The following is a 13,513-nucleotide window of genomic DNA, read 5'->3' as shown; positions in this document are numbered from 1 at the left end:
CCCACCATGCGACAGCCGAGCCCGTCGCCTAGGTCTCGCAGGCGTCCTCGGCGAGGCGAAAGCCGACGGCATAGATGTCTCGGTCGAACCACCCGTGTCGGCGGCGGCATCGAGCGAGATCGCCGAACCGAGTGAAGCTGCCGCCGCGAGTCACCCGATATCTTCCGCGAGTCGCGGTCAGATCGTCATCGACGACGGTGCCGCCCGGATAGGCGCCGTAGTAGTCGGCAACCATCTCCTCCACGTTCCCGGCGAGGTCGGCATGGCCGAACGGACCGTCTCCCGCCGGATACGCGCCGACAGGAGTAGTGGTGAGCGGACCGGCCTCCACCGTGTTGGCCTTCGACGGATCGAACTCGTCCCCCCAGGGGTACTCGCGCCGACTCCCTCCGCTCGCGGCGTACTCCCATTCGATCTCGCTGGGCAGGCGAAAGGCACGTCGAGTCGCGGTGCGCAACCACGCCAGGTAGGCCGCCACCGACTCGTCGTCCACGCCCCACACCGGGTGGTTCGCTTGCTCTCGCGGAAAGGCACCGAAACGCCACGACGTGGGCAGTCGAGGCCATCCGGTCCCCTCGAGAAAGATGCGAAATTCGTCATGGGTCACCGGAAACCGACTTAGACGGTAGGACCGGATCGACACCTCGTGGGCAGGACACTCCTTCTTTATCCACGAGGCTTGCACGCCGACCGAGGCCCAGCGCGCTACGACCTCGGGCACCTCGGCGGGGTCGGTCCCCACGACGAACGTGCCACCCGGCACGTCGATCATGGGAGGGTCGAGGACATCGATACGTGGGTCACCCACCAGCGCGAGAAGAGCGCCAGCGGCGTGCCGCGCTGCCACCGTCTCCCGCGCGTCGCCCACGATGCCGAGGGCGCGACGGACAACGTCGCCGCCGAGGCCGATCCGAGCGGCCTCATCAGCGGTTGGCGGTCGTCCACGAGCAACGAAGTGCTCCGGCAGTCCCATAGCAGCGCGCGTCGACTCGGCATGGGGGTCGACGAGCAGGACGTCACCGGTCAACGGTCGATCCGCGGGTAGCTGATCGGAAAGACGTTGCCGTCGTAGCTGCTGGCAAGAAACTGCCTGCTCTCGTCATCGGCGTACAGCGACGAGATTCCGCTCGCAGTCGGCCGTTGCACCTTCTGCCACTCGCCTCGCTCACGGTCATAGACCGCCACCGTCCCGAAGTAGGAGCCCGTGGCGACGAAGCGGCCGGAATCATCGCTGGCCACGCACTTCACCGAGTGGTCGTGCGGTGTCGGGATCTCCTCGGCGCGGTGGGTCGTATCCCAGAGCCGAAGGGTCAAGTCACGACTGACCGAGGCGAAGCACCCACCGGGCAGGGCTGCACAACCATTGGCGATCTTGCGATGAGCCCCGGGGAGCCGTTCGAGGAGTTCGAGGGTCGATGCGTCGAACCACGCGGCAGAAGCGTCGGCGCAGACCGAGAAGATGACCCCGTCGGATACGGCGATCCCCTTGATGGCGTTGTCATGCATCGGCACGTCGGCGACGTGGCGGACATCGTCGTCGACGCGGAAGATCAGTGCCTCTCCGGTGTAGGAACCGACGACAGCGTGCTGCACACCATCCCGGACGAATGCGGCACCGCAGTTGAGCGGCGAACGGTGTTGCCAGAGGGTTCGGCCTGTGGCGGCGTCGAACACCCTGCCCAGCTGTCCGCCGGTGAACACGGCGTCACCGGCCGGCGTCAGAAAGTTGCAGAGGCTACCGAGCTCGTGCCGGGGCCGGCCCTCGCTGCGAACCGTTCCGGCATCGCCAACGGTGAGGCGCCTACCACCGACACGCGTCACGGCATTGACGCCGCCGGTAGGAGGGACTTCGTGGTCCTCCCACCGGTCTTTCGCCACGTCATAGGTGCGGTACGTGGCGCCGAAGGTCGCGAACACAAGCGTCGACTCCCCGGCGTAAGCACACGACCGCGCCCAGACATCATCCGGATACCCGGCCTGACGTATCAGCTGCGGGTGACCCTCCGTCAGATCCCACAGTGCCATGGAGCGGTCATAGCTGAGCGTGACCAGCTTGTCGCGTTGTCGGTCGAGGACGACGCGCTTGACGCCTGCGGCGTGAGCGGGAAGGAAAGCGACCTCGCCTTTGGCGATGGTGATCAACTCGCCGCGATCGTTGCCGGCGTAGATGGTTCCGTCGGCATGAATCGCCACCGTGTCGGTCTCTACGCCGTCCAGATCGATGTCCTCGAGCAAGCTGCCGTCGACCAACGACCAGCGCTTGATCGTGCCATCGTCGCTGGAACTGATGACCGACGTGCCGTCGGAAGACCACTCGACAGAGATCACGTCAGCGGTGTGGCCTCGAAACGAGACGACAGGTGTGCCGTCGAGCCCAAAAACGCGAACGACATGATCTCGCGATGCTGTGGCCACCTGACATCCCGACGCGTCGAAGACGGCCATCTCGACGTCGTCGTCGTGGCCACCCAGCACCGCGCTCAGCCGGAGGTCCGGCACCGACCAGAGACGCGCTCCGTAATCGCTGGAGGACGAGACGAGCAACGTTCCATCGGGGCTGAAGGCGCAGTGGTTCACAAGGTGGTCGTGACAGGCACGAGCGACGCTTTCGTGCGTCCGCTGATTCCACAGAATGAGCTGGTTGTCGTAGCCGGCGGTGGCGACCCACTGGTCGCTGTAGGCGGCAATGCCGCTGATCGGCGCGGCGTGACAGATCATCGGAAGGTCCTCTCATGAGACAGGGCACGCGAGACGCGGGCGAGCCGTCGGCCCTGGTGGCGTGCAAGCTCGCGCACGGCTTCGGGGATGGTGAAACCGTCGGCCGTGGAGACCGAGGTCCCATACGGGTTGCCGCCCGCCTCGACGGCCCGCGGGTGGGCATAACCGGTGGGGACGATGACGCCGCCGAAATGGCAGAGGCTCGCGTAGAGGCCGGCGATAGCCAGTTGCGAGCCGCCTTGGGGCGAGTTCGAACTCGTGAACGCGGTGAAGGCCTTACCGTCGAGCTCGTGGGTCTTCCACAGCGGCGCCCACGATTCGATCTCCGCTCTGAGGGCAACGGTCGCGGCGCCGAAGCGGACCGGGGATCCGAGGGCAATCCCGTCGGCCCAGATCAGATCGTCGGGAGCGTCCACGACAGCCGTCGCGCCGGAGACGTGATCCTTGCCGACGCTCTCCTCACAGCACCGGCGCAGACGGACCTCGGCGCCCTCATCAAGGGCACCGGTTGCCAGCTCGTCGGCCAGTTCGAGGGTTGTGCCGTGTCTCGAGTCGTAGACGACCAGAATGCGGGTCATCGCGCGTTCCCCCCGGTGCTCGTCCGGTACGGGAGGAGCGAATCGGAGGTGCGCTGCGAGATGTTCCCCGGGCCGGTCATCGCCACTCTGGCGTGGCACAGCGAGCTGATCGCCAGACCCGTCACCAGCACGCCGAGGTAGAGGTAGAGCCACGTCAGGCTACTGGCGGTGGCGACGGTGACAGCCGCTCCCGAGATCAGCACGGCTACCCCGCCGAAGAGCCCGAAGCCGCCGGAGATCGCGCCGTAGGACGACTCCGGGGCGAACTCGACCAGCGCGACGACGTAATAGCTGATGCCGACGCCGACCGCGAATCCAAGTGCGGCAATGCCCACGGCGCACGCGATCAGATTCGGCGACGGAACGAGGACGGCTCCGGCGACAGCGGCGACCAGTCCGCACCCGATGGCCAGTGCCGGGCGGACCGCCCTGAGCGCCGACACGGTCTGATTTCCCAAGTACACGCACAGATTGACTGCAGCCAGCACGTTAAGCGGTTTGTCGTCGATGTCGAATCGGACGGCGACGAGGACGGCCAGGACACTGCCGGACATCGCCACCAGACTCAGGTAGTAGGCGAGCAGGCTGCGGATTCGTCGGTCTCGACCAATAGTCCTGGCGGCCGCCGCCACCGCACCGATGAGCGCCGGCGGGGTGCCTCCGGAAGGCGAGGGCGACGGAGATTGGTGACGGCGATCGAGCAGAACCAGGGCGCAGACGGGTGCTGCGAAGGTGAGAAAGTCGAAGATCAGGAACCAGCCGAACCCGCCTGCGACGAGGATCCATGAGGCGAGCAGCGGCCCGGCAACACCGGCTGCGTAGAAGGCGGTGTTCAGACTGGCTCGGGCCCGCTTCCGAAACTCCGGGAAAAGCTCACCCAATCCCACCTTCCATCCGTTGAGGTAGGCGTTTGCGCAGATCTGATTGATGACGATCACGACCGCGAATGCCCCCACCGAGGCCACGTGTCCACCGACGAAGGCCGCCAAGGTAGCGATCGACATGGCCTGTCCGGCCAGCCCGAACGCGAAGAAACGGCGCCATCCCCACCTGTCGATCGCGGCACCCAACCATGGCGAGGCCAGGCTCGACACGCCGGTAGCGATGACGAAGACGCCGGCGGCTCCTACGCCGGCCCGACTGGCAAGAAGTAGCGGGGCAATGCCGGTGAATGCAGTCTCGCCCAGGTTGTTCACGACATTGCCGGCCGCGAAGAGACGAAAGCGACCGTCCCGAAGCGGGGGCGCCTCGAGGGCACCCAGGCTCATGACGACGTAACCCGTAACCGGAGCTCCGGAGCAGCGGATCGCACGTAATGCTCCGCCGTGCACCGAAGCTCGACGGACCCATCCCCGTCGACCTCGAGGTTGTAGACGCGTAGGTAACCGCCCCGCCCGCCGACCACGAAGCAGGTGTCGTTGATGGCGAAGATGGCCTTCGTGAAGTCTGGAAGCGTCTCGTCCAACGCGACCGGCTCCGCGTCGTCGGCGCGATACACGGCGACCTGCATCCCGTAGGAGACACAGACCACGTAGTCCCCGATGCGAACAGCATTCTCGGCGGTGTTGTCGAGATACTCCTTGTACGTGGCCGACACCGCTCCCGTCGCCACGTCGTAGGAACGCACTCCACCGCCGCCGGTGAATACGAGCCTGTCTCCCCACCACAGTGCGCGCTTGGGATATCCACCGATGTCCCCAACACGGATGGTGGAACGACGAGAAAGATCCAGGTGGAAGACCTGGCCGGTTCGGCTCGCAGCGAAGAGCGTACGGCTCGCGTCGTCGTAAGCGACCGACCAGATCGGTAGCCCGTCGAATTCGAGGCTGTCGACCCGCCGACCTTCCGCGCAGTCGATCACGTCGATGCCTTCGAAGGTGCCGACGTAGACAAGTCCGTCGACCACCGCCATCTCGTACACCGGCTTGCCGAGGTTCACCGACCACAGGACGCGCCCGGTGCGGCTGCGACGCTCGACCGTCTCGTGCCATAGCAGGGTGAGAAGGTCCCCGTCGGGCAACGGCGCCAGTCGACGGACGAATGCCCCGGTGGGAATGTGCTCGACGTCCGCGGACAGCTCGCCGGTGGTGGCGTCCAGCCGGCGGAGTTCAACGCCTGAGTCGGTCGCGATGGCCATCTCCCCGCCTCCGCTGAGTGGTTTGATGTCCCAGACGCACGAGCGTTCGAAGCCTGCGCTGCGGCGCAACGCTCCATCCCACATGACCTCGGTCAGTTCACCGTCCTGCGTCAGAACGACGATGGCGTCATCACCGGTGACGACAGCGTCGATGATTTGATGCGAGAAGCCGGTGACGATGCGTTCCGGGTCGAGCTCCGAGGAGCTGGTGGACATAAGGTACAGAGCGTTGTCGAACCCGCCGAAGGCCATGCGCCGCCGGTCATGGGACAGGACGATGGTCTCCATATCGTTGCGGGCGCCGAGCCACGTCGCGACGACCTCACCCTCGGGAGAGACCTTCGCGATGCCGTTGCGGAATGCATGCTCCCCGGAGCCGGCATCGAGGGTGGCCCAGTAACACCGGTTCGCACTGTCCCACACCGCCTTGTGGACGTTGCCGCCGTCTACCCGCACCTCGAAGTGGACAGTGGGCTTGGAGAGATCCGCAAAGCTGAGGCAGCCCTCGCGGTCGGAGACGACGTCGACCGGCCCGTCCAGACTGAAGGAATCGATCCGCCGGTCAACGAGAACGTCCGTGACCACCTCTGGCCGAAGCGTTTCGAGATCCACCCGCGTGAGCTGGAAGAAGCCGTTGGAGTAGTAGGCATACCCATCGACGATTCCGACACCTCGAACGATGGTTGGCGACGGTTCCTCGCCCGGCATCAGGAGTTCACGGGCGGCGACGGCCTGCGCCGGCAGGACGGCAACCACCCTGCCCGAACGCAGGTCGGTCACACCAAAGGTCCCTCGCTTGTTCCGCGTATACGCACGATCTCCGTGGACTGCCAGCCCGTAGATGGCGCGAGCAGCGGGTTGCGCACCGAGGTCGGGCACCGGAATGCGCCGACATGCCTGCAGATCCTCACCGATGACGAGGAGGCTGCCCTCGACCGTCGCAGCGACGAGGCCCCACTCGGTGGACCACACCAGCTTGGTGATTCGCTCGGAATGTGTCGTCACTCTGTACTCCTCAGTTGACTCGAGACTCCTCAGATGACTCGAGCTGCCGAGATTGCGCTCGAGATGACCTGCGCACGCCAGCGCGTCGTGCTCACGGCGCGCTGGCGCTCGCCCTTCGACGCAAGCCGAGCGGGCGAGCGCCAGCCGCCGGCGGGAGAACTCAGATCTCGACGGAGACCTTGCGGCGGACGATCTTCGCCATGGCAATCCCTCCTCTCTACGTCGTCATACCGCTCGCCTTGTGGAGCGGCCGGTCTCGACTGCGCAGCTACCCGGCGATGTTCACCGAATGCTCCGCCCGGGCGACGGACGTGACGGGATCGTCGCCGTCCAGACGCAGCGCATGCCGCGTGACGTCGCGTTTAGCGCGCAGGTACTGGACGTTGTACGGGTTCTGCGCGGTACGGGTCGGCAGAACGCGACGGACGATAACGCCGTGTCGACGCAACTGGTCGACCTTGTCCGGGTTGTTGGTGACCAGATCGACGCGGTTCAGGTCGAGCGCGCGCAGCATGGCCGCGGCCTCACCGTAATCACGTTCGTCGCTTCCGTGACCCAGTGCCCGGTTCGCTTGAAACGTGTCCAAGCCGGCATCCTGCAATACGTACGCGTCGATCTTGTTGTACAGACCTATTCCGCGCCCCTCTTGACGCAAGTAGAGCAGCACCCCGGCCGTGCGGGAGAAGTAACGCAGCGACTCCCTCAGTTGCGGTCCGCAGTCACATCGCAACGAGGCCAGCACGTCGCCGGTGAGACATTCGGAATGAACCCTTACCGGTGAAATCCCGGAACCCCCCACATTCCCCAGCGACACCGCGAGGTGTTCCAGACCGCTGGGCAGTCCGTCGAATGTTGTGACCTTCGCCGGGACGCTTGCGTCTCCGATGGCCAAGGGCACCGTGACTTCAGTCCTGATCCGCACCTTCGACAAGATTTCGGCCATGTCCGCTTTATCCCAAAGAAGTTACTTAGGTCGATTCGCGACGATTTTTACTCCGTTTCGAGCACGAGTCAAGGCATACGTTGCGCGCGATCCACAGCGCGGTGCCAGTCGTTTCACGCGCTGTCGCGCAAAACCAGGAGCGGCACGATCAGATGTCGGACGAACAGGTCCCCACCGGATCTCTCCGTCGATCGCAGAGGGTTTTGAGAGCAAACCTGGTGAGGCTGCCGGCATGAGCGCTGGTCACTCCCCCACCCACCCCACCACCACGCGGGCCACCCCCGCGCGCGTCTACACCGTGCTACTCGGCCTCGCCGCGCTGGCTGTCCTGCTGCAGGGGCTCTGGGCCGGCCTCTTCGTCCACGAGGGGCAGGACTACAAGGACAACTGGGTCGAGGTCCACGCCCGCGGCGCCGACACCGCCATCGTCCTGAGCATCGTGGCCTTCGCGGTGCTGGTCTGGAAGTTCCGCGAGCGCCGGGACCTGCTCGTCGGCACCGGCGCCCTCGCCGTCGTCCTGGTGCTCGAGGCCTACCTGGGCGGGCTCATCGGCGACTCGCCGGACGTGACTGTGATCCACTTCCCCCTCGCCATGGCGCTGATGGGACTCGCGGTGTGGCTGCCGATCAGGGCACGGGGCCTCGGCCGCTCGGCGTAACCGGCCGTCGCGACACCGGCACGGCATGCTGGGCGCGTGCAGTCCGTGACCCCGCCGGCGATCCGCGCGCTCGTGGTCGAGGACGAGCGGGATCTCGCCGACGTCCTGGTCCGGGTGCTGACCCTCGAGGGCTGGACGGCGGCGGCCGCCCATGACGGGAACGCCGCCATCCGCGCCGCCCGGGCCGAACCGCCGGACCTCGTCGTCCTCGATGTCGGACTGCCGGACATGACCGGGCTCGACGTGCTGCGCCACCTGCGCGAGGCCAACCCGGCGGTCTGCGTGCTCTTCCTCACCGCGCGCGACGCCGTCGAGGACCGGGTCGCGGGCATCACGGCCGGCGGCGACGACTACCTGACCAAGCCCTTCGCGATGACGGAGCTGGTGGCGCGGCTGCACGGCTTGGTGCGGCGCGCGGCCATGGTGGCGGCGGCCGAGCCGGACGACCGGCTGGTCGTCGGCGACCTCACGATGGACGAGGCGGCCCGGGAGGTGCGGCGCGGCGGCGAGGTCGTCGACCTCACCGTCACCGAGTTCGAGCTGCTGCGCTACCTGATGCGCAATCCCCGCCGGGCACTGTCGAAATCGCAGATCCTGGACCGGGTCTGGTCCTACGACTTCGGCGGCGACGCCCACGTCGTCGAGCTCTACATCTCCTACCTGCGCCGCAAGATCGACAAGGGCCGCGAACCCATGATCCACACCGTCCGGGGCGTCGGTTACCTGCTGAAGCCCGCGCCGTGAGCTGGCCTCCGAGGCGGCCCAGGCCGCACCTGCCCCGCACGCTGCGGGGGCGACTCGCCGCGGTCCTGGTCGTGGTGCTCACCGTCGGCCTCGCCGCCGCCGCGGTCGTCATGGCGCTGGTGGTGCATCACGTCCTCGTCGACCGCCTCGACGGGCAGCTGCGGGCCGCCGGGGACCGCTACGCCGTCAGCCTGGAACGCGACGACGGCGACGCCGACAACCGCTTCGGGGAGGTGACGGGCCAGGCCGACGGCACCCTGGGGGCACGGTCGAAGGACGGCCGGCTCACCGACGCGGCGATCGTCGGCGAGCACGACAACGCCGCCGGTATCCCGGACGAGGCCCGCGACAAGCTCGCCGGCCTCACGCTCCACCCGAAGCCACAATCGATCCACCTGCACGACCTCGGTGACTACCGCGTCACCGTGACGGCCGGACGCGACGGCGACCTCCAGATCACCGGGCTGCCCGAGGAGGAGATCGAGGAGACCACCGACAAGCTCGTCGCGGTCGTGGTCGCCGTCTTCGCGGTGAGCCTGCTGGTGATCGTCCTGGCCGCCACCGGGCTGCTGCGCGTCATGCTGCGGCCACTCACCCGGATGTCGGCGGTCGCCACCGAGATCGCCGGCATGCCGCTCGGACAGGGCGCGGTGGTGCTGCCCCCGCGCGTGGCGGCAGGCGATCGCGGCGCCGCCAGCAGCGAGATCGACGCGCTCGCCGATGCTTTCGACGCCATGCTCGCGCAGGTCGAGGGGGCGCTGGCCACGCGAGCACAGTCCGAGGAGCGGCTGCGCCGATTCCTCGCCGATGCCTCGCACGAACTCCGCACCCCGGTCGCCGTCGTCCGGTCCCACGCCGAGCTCGCCCGTCGCGAGGGCGGCGAGGCGGTGCCGGCGGCGGTGAGCGGCTCGCTGGCGCGCATCGTCGCCCAGTCCGAGCGGATGGGGCACCTCGTCGAGGATCTGCTGCTGCTCGCTCGCCTCGACGCCGGACGCCCGGTGGGGCGCGAGCCGGTCGATCTGGTCCGGGTCGCCCTCGACGCGGTGGACGATGCCCGTCACGCGCACGCCGATCATCACTGGCGGCTCCGGCTGCCCGAGACGGAGCTGACGGTCGTCGGTGACCGGCACGCCCTCGGCCAGATCCTCACCAACCTGCTCGGCAACGCCGCCGCCCACACCCCGCCCGGCTGCGCCGTCACGGTCTCGCTGACCGCCGTCGGCGAGCAGGACTCGGTGCGCCTCACCGTCGCCGACGACGGTCCGGGGATGCCACCGGCCGTCGCGGCCAGGCCCTTCGACCGCTTCGTCCGCGGTGGCGGTGATCGCGCCGACAGCCGGGGGTCGTCCGGTCTGGGGCTCTCCATCGTCGCAGCCCTCGTCGCGGCGCACGGCGGCGAGATCGACCTCACCACCGGTCCTGCCGGGACGACGGTGACGATCACGCTGCCGGCGACCGCGGCTGAGGCTTGAGAGGGTCTGCAGAGCAACCGCGGCCACCCTGATCGGCAGTCACCGAGAAGGGATCATCATGACCGCGACGCTGCCCGCACCCCGCGCCGCCCGAGCAGGACGCCGAGCAGGACGCCGGGCCGCGTCGCCGACGCTGCGTCTCGCGGCGCCGGGCGCTCTCGTCGCCATCGCCGCGGGGGCGCTGCCGGTGGTCGCCCTCTGGTGGCAGGACACCGGCTTCGTCTACGGCTGGGGCAGCGAGCTGACGAACGCCGGCCGGCTCACCGGCCTCGCGGCGGGTTACGCGATCCTGGTCGTCCTGGCCCTCATGGCCCGCGTCCCCGCCCTCGAACGCGGCGTCGGCGCTGACCGGCTCGCCCGCTGGCACGCCGCCGGCGGTCGCTACGTCGTCTCGCTGGCCGTCGCGCACACGCTGCTGATCATCTGGGGTTACGCCGTCACCGCCCACGCCGGCGTCGTCACGGAAACCGCCATGCTGGTCACGAGCTATCCCGACGTCCTGCTGGCCACGATCGCGGTGGGCCTGCTCGTGCTCGTCGGGGCGGTGTCGGCACGCGCCGCACGGCGCAGGCTGCCCTACGAGGTGTGGCACCTGCTGCACCTGACGACCTACGTGGCGATCGCCCTCACCTTCGCCCACGAGTTCGCCACCGGCGCCGACTTCACCGACCTGCGCGTTCGGGTGCTCTGGCTCTCGCTCTACCTCGTCGTCTTCGGGCTGCTGCTCTGGTACCGCATCGTGGTGCCGCTGCGCCGTTTCGTCCGCTCGCCGCTTGTGGTCCGGGCGGTCGTGCCGCACGGGCCCGAGACGGTGTCGGTGATCGTCTCGGGCCGCGGTGTGGCGCAGCTCGGGGCGCAGGCCGGCCAGTTCTTCCGCTGGCGATTCCTCACCCGGTCGCTGGTCGGTGCCGCCAACCCGTACTCGCTGTCGGCAGCCCCCACCGACGACGAGCTCCGCATCACCGTGAAGACGGCCGGACGCCACTCCGCCGCGCTGCGCGGGCTCCGCCCCGGCACCCGGGTCCTGGCCGAAGGGCCGTACGGCGCCTTCACCGGCGACCTCGCGCGCCGTTCCACGCGAGGCCGCCGTAGCGGCAAGGTGCTGCTCGTCGGCATCGGCATCGGCATCACGCCGGTGCGGGCCCTGCTCGAGACCGCGCCGGCGGCGCCGGGTGGGATCACGCTGCTGTACCGAGCCCGCTCGGCGAGCGACCTCGTGCTGCGGGACGAGATCGAGGAGCTCGCCGCGGCACGCGGTGCTCGGGTGCACTACCTGCTCGGACGACGCGAGGAGGGCAATCACCTGGACGTCCGGCAGCTGCGACGCCTCCTCCCCGACCTCGCCCGGCACGAGGTCTATCTCTGCGGGCCGGACGAGCTCGTCGGCCGGCTCACGCGCGAGCTACGCCGGGCCGGGGTCTCCCGCGGTGGCATCCACGTCGAGTCGTTCAGCTTCTGAGGGGACACCTGATGCGACGCCTGCTTCTCACCACCGGGGCCACGCTGGCCGGCCTGGCCGCCCTGCTGTCGATCAAGACCGAGACGGCGCCCGTCGCCGACGGCGGTCCGCTGCCGTCGGCGACGCTGCACCTCCCCACACCACCCGCCACCGCGGCGCGGCTGCAGCCCGCCCGCAGTGACGTCGGCAAGGCCGTGACGACGCGATACGGGGTGGTCCAGGTGCGGGTCACCGTGGCCGGTGGCCACATCACCGACGTCGGCTTCACCCGCTTGGACGCCTTCGACCACCACTCGCAGCGCATCAATGCCGCGGCCGGACCGCAGCTGCTCCGCCGAACCCTCGCTGCGCAGACGGCGCAGGTCGACACCGTCTCCGGGGCGAGCTACACCTCAGCGGGTTATCGCGAATCCGCGCAATCGGCCCTCGATCGGGCGGGACGGCGATGACGCTCCAGCTCCGTCCGGGACCCACCGCGCTCCCGCTGCACCATGTCGAGCACTGCATGGGGACGGTCTTCTCCTTCCGGGTGCCGGCCCCCGGCGTCTCACCTGCCGCGCTGGCCGACGCGGTGGCGTGGCTGCACGAGATGGACGCGCTCTTCTCCACCTACCGTCCCGACAGCGAAGTGAGCCGGATCAACGACGGCTCGCTGCGGGTGACGCGCGCCAGCCGCGAGCTGCGCCAGGTGCTCGCCGCCTGCGAGGAGCTCGAGACCGAGACCGGGGGGTGGTTCAGCCCGCGACCCGACGGGCGCAGCCTCGACCTCGACGGCTACGTGAAGGGCTGGGTGACGCAGCGCGTCGCCGATCTCTTCGCGGCGGCGGGGTCGGCGAACCACTGCGTCAACGGTGGCGGCGACGTGGTCTGCGCGGGCCGGCCCGAGGCGGGGCGGGGATGGGGTATCGGCATCGCCGACCCGCACCGGCGCGGCTCGCTGCTGACGGTTGTCGAGGCCGAGGGCCCGGTCGCGGTCGCGACCTCCGGCCTCGCCGAGCGCGGCGCGCACATCCTCAATCCACACCGCGCCGCCCCGGCCCTCGGGCTGGCGTCGGCCACCGTGCTGGCCGCCGACCTGGTCACCGCTGACACCTGGGCGACCGCCGCCGTGGCGATGGGCCCGGACGAGGCACGCAGCCGGCTCGCCCGGCTGGACGGCGTCGCCGCCCTGCTCGTGCTGCCGGACGGCGCCGTCACCACCGTGGGTCCCTGGCCCGCGGCGGCTGAGATCGGCCCACTCGATGAGGGGCGCTGACACCGTGGGTCCGCCGGACGAGAGGACCCCGACCCCCGTCGGGGGAACGGGGGCCGGGGTCGTCGAGCGCCGTGACGCCGGGGGAACGTCACGGCGAGCTGTCACGCCGTGAGGCGGCGGGTGACCTCGTCGAGCAGCTCGGCGAGGCGGAGCGACACCTCGCGCTGCGGCGCGTGCCGTCCGTCGGCGCTGCCGTCCGAGGTGGGGTCGGGAGCCGCCCCGAAGGCGTCCACCCTCACGACGTCGGCGATGCGGCGCACGCTGATCCACCGCGGCAGCCAGGCCGTCGAGAACGGGTCCGCGACGAGAGCGTGGGCGGTGGCCGCCGCGCTGCCCACGGCGAGCAGGCGATGCCCGTCGTGACCGGCGGGCTGATGATCGCCGAGGTGACCGGCGACGTCGACTTCGGCCAGGATGTGAAGACCACGGCGGCCGGCCTCGTCGCGGATGAGCACCATGACGGCGTCGATACCGGCACGCACCGATGTCGTCGTCTTCGAATGCACGGTTCTTCCGTCCCTGGCGTCGGCGCCGCGCAACGACC

13 protein-coding genes are annotated in these 13,513 nt (G+C 69.1%); 6 read left to right on the top strand and 7 right to left on the bottom strand.

The annotated features are described in order from the left end of the window. Window positions 1-28 precede the first annotated feature (28 nt). The 6 genes from AC0NZQ_RS19440 to AC0NZQ_RS19415 form a co-directional block, all read right to left on the bottom strand. Window positions 29-973 carry a formylglycine-generating enzyme family protein gene (locus AC0NZQ_RS19440; protein ID WP_474532034.1) on the bottom strand — a complete coding sequence of 315 codons (945 nt, stop codon included), beginning with the start codon at window positions 971-973 and terminating at the stop codon, window positions 29-31. Between the two features lie 50 nt (window positions 974-1,023). Next, the gene (locus AC0NZQ_RS19435) at window positions 1,024-2,718 is read right to left on the bottom strand and encodes a WD40 repeat domain-containing protein (protein WP_474531729.1); all 1,695 of its coding nucleotides are present in this window, start codon (window positions 2,716-2,718) and stop codon (window positions 1,024-1,026) included. Continuing rightward, window positions 2,715-3,296, bottom strand: a complete 582-nt coding sequence (locus AC0NZQ_RS19430) for a flavodoxin family protein (protein ID WP_474531728.1) — start codon at window positions 3,294-3,296, stop codon at window positions 2,715-2,717. Before AC0NZQ_RS19430 ends, AC0NZQ_RS19435 begins: the two co-directional genes overlap by 4 nt. Then, a complete protein-coding gene (locus AC0NZQ_RS19425) occupies window positions 3,293-4,564 on the bottom strand; it encodes an MFS transporter (RefSeq protein WP_474531727.1) in 1,272 nt (423 codons plus the stop codon). The genes AC0NZQ_RS19430 and AC0NZQ_RS19425 overlap by 4 nt, the downstream gene beginning before the upstream one ends. Then, the gene (locus tag AC0NZQ_RS19420) at window positions 4,561-6,438 is read right to left on the bottom strand and encodes a WD40 repeat domain-containing protein (protein WP_474531726.1); all 1,878 of its coding nucleotides are present in this window, start codon (window positions 6,436-6,438) and stop codon (window positions 4,561-4,563) included. Before AC0NZQ_RS19420 ends, AC0NZQ_RS19425 begins: the two co-directional genes overlap by 4 nt. A gap of 268 nt (window positions 6,439-6,706) precedes the next feature. Next, on the bottom strand, window positions 6,707-7,381 hold the full coding sequence (locus AC0NZQ_RS19415) for a GTP cyclohydrolase II (protein WP_474531725.1): 675 nt from the start codon (window positions 7,379-7,381) through the stop codon (window positions 6,707-6,709). Between the two features lie 232 nt (window positions 7,382-7,613). On the opposite strand from AC0NZQ_RS19415, the gene AC0NZQ_RS19410 reads away from it, so the two are divergent. From AC0NZQ_RS19410 to AC0NZQ_RS19385, 6 genes are read left to right on the top strand one after another with little or no spacing between them, the layout of a single operon-like run. Further along, complete coding sequence (locus AC0NZQ_RS19410; RefSeq protein WP_474531724.1) at window positions 7,614-8,039, top strand: hypothetical protein; 426 nt, start codon at window positions 7,614-7,616, stop codon at window positions 8,037-8,039. Window positions 8,040-8,075: 36 nt separating this feature from the next. Then, window positions 8,076-8,783 carry a response regulator transcription factor gene (locus AC0NZQ_RS19405; RefSeq protein WP_474531723.1) on the top strand — a complete coding sequence of 236 codons (708 nt, stop codon included), beginning with the start codon at window positions 8,076-8,078 and terminating at the stop codon, window positions 8,781-8,783. Continuing rightward, on the top strand, window positions 8,780-10,255 hold the full coding sequence (locus tag AC0NZQ_RS19400) for a sensor histidine kinase (RefSeq protein ID WP_474531722.1): 1,476 nt from the start codon (window positions 8,780-8,782) through the stop codon (window positions 10,253-10,255). The genes AC0NZQ_RS19405 and AC0NZQ_RS19400 overlap by 4 nt, the downstream gene beginning before the upstream one ends. A 58-nt stretch (window positions 10,256-10,313) precedes the next feature. Further along, a complete protein-coding gene (locus AC0NZQ_RS19395) occupies window positions 10,314-11,714 on the top strand; it encodes a ferredoxin reductase family protein (RefSeq protein ID WP_474531721.1) in 1,401 nt (466 codons plus the stop codon). Window positions 11,715-11,725: 11 nt separating this feature from the next. Further along, complete coding sequence (locus AC0NZQ_RS19390) at window positions 11,726-12,163, top strand: FMN-binding protein (protein ID WP_474531719.1); 438 nt, start codon at window positions 11,726-11,728, stop codon at window positions 12,161-12,163. Then, entirely contained in the window at window positions 12,160-12,969 is an 810-nt protein-coding gene (locus AC0NZQ_RS19385) for an FAD:protein FMN transferase (RefSeq protein WP_474531718.1), read from the top strand. The genes AC0NZQ_RS19390 and AC0NZQ_RS19385 overlap by 4 nt, the downstream gene beginning before the upstream one ends. Window positions 12,970-13,070: 101 nt before the next feature. On the opposite strand, the gene AC0NZQ_RS19380 is transcribed toward AC0NZQ_RS19385, so the two are convergent. Next, window positions 13,071-13,475 carry a hypothetical protein gene (locus AC0NZQ_RS19380; RefSeq protein WP_474531717.1) on the bottom strand — a complete coding sequence of 135 codons (405 nt, stop codon included), beginning with the start codon at window positions 13,473-13,475 and terminating at the stop codon, window positions 13,071-13,073. Window positions 13,476-13,513: the final 38 nt, after the last annotated feature.

The sequence above is a fragment of the Jatrophihabitans sp. sgz311053 genome (assembly GCF_056135305.1).
This window is presented reverse-complemented; position numbering and strand designations above follow the sequence as displayed.

Excerpts from the sequence above, each read along its gene's own strand:
- AC0NZQ_RS19440 (WP_474532034.1), bottom strand. The coding sequence starts at position 973 with ATGGGACTGCCGGAGCACTTCGTTGCTCGTGGACGACCGCCAACCGCT.
- AC0NZQ_RS19435 (WP_474531729.1), bottom strand. The coding sequence starts at position 2,718 with ATGATCTGTCACGCCGCGCCGATCAGCGGCATTGCCGCCTACAGCGAC.
- AC0NZQ_RS19430 (WP_474531728.1), bottom strand. The coding sequence starts at position 3,296 with ATGACCCGCATTCTGGTCGTCTACGACTCGAGACACGGCACAACCCTC.
- AC0NZQ_RS19425 (WP_474531727.1), bottom strand. The coding sequence starts at position 4,564 with ATGAGCCTGGGTGCCCTCGAGGCGCCCCCGCTTCGGGACGGTCGCTTT.
- AC0NZQ_RS19415 (WP_474531725.1), bottom strand. The coding sequence starts at position 7,381 with ATGGCCGAAATCTTGTCGAAGGTGCGGATCAGGACTGAAGTCACGGTG.
- AC0NZQ_RS19410 (WP_474531724.1), top strand. The coding sequence starts at position 7,614 with ATGAGCGCTGGTCACTCCCCCACCCACCCCACCACCACGCGGGCCACC.
- AC0NZQ_RS19395 (WP_474531721.1), top strand. The coding sequence starts at position 10,314 with ATGACCGCGACGCTGCCCGCACCCCGCGCCGCCCGAGCAGGACGCCGA.
- AC0NZQ_RS19390 (WP_474531719.1), top strand. The coding sequence starts at position 11,726 with ATGCGACGCCTGCTTCTCACCACCGGGGCCACGCTGGCCGGCCTGGCC.
- AC0NZQ_RS19385 (WP_474531718.1), top strand. The coding sequence starts at position 12,160 with ATGACGCTCCAGCTCCGTCCGGGACCCACCGCGCTCCCGCTGCACCAT.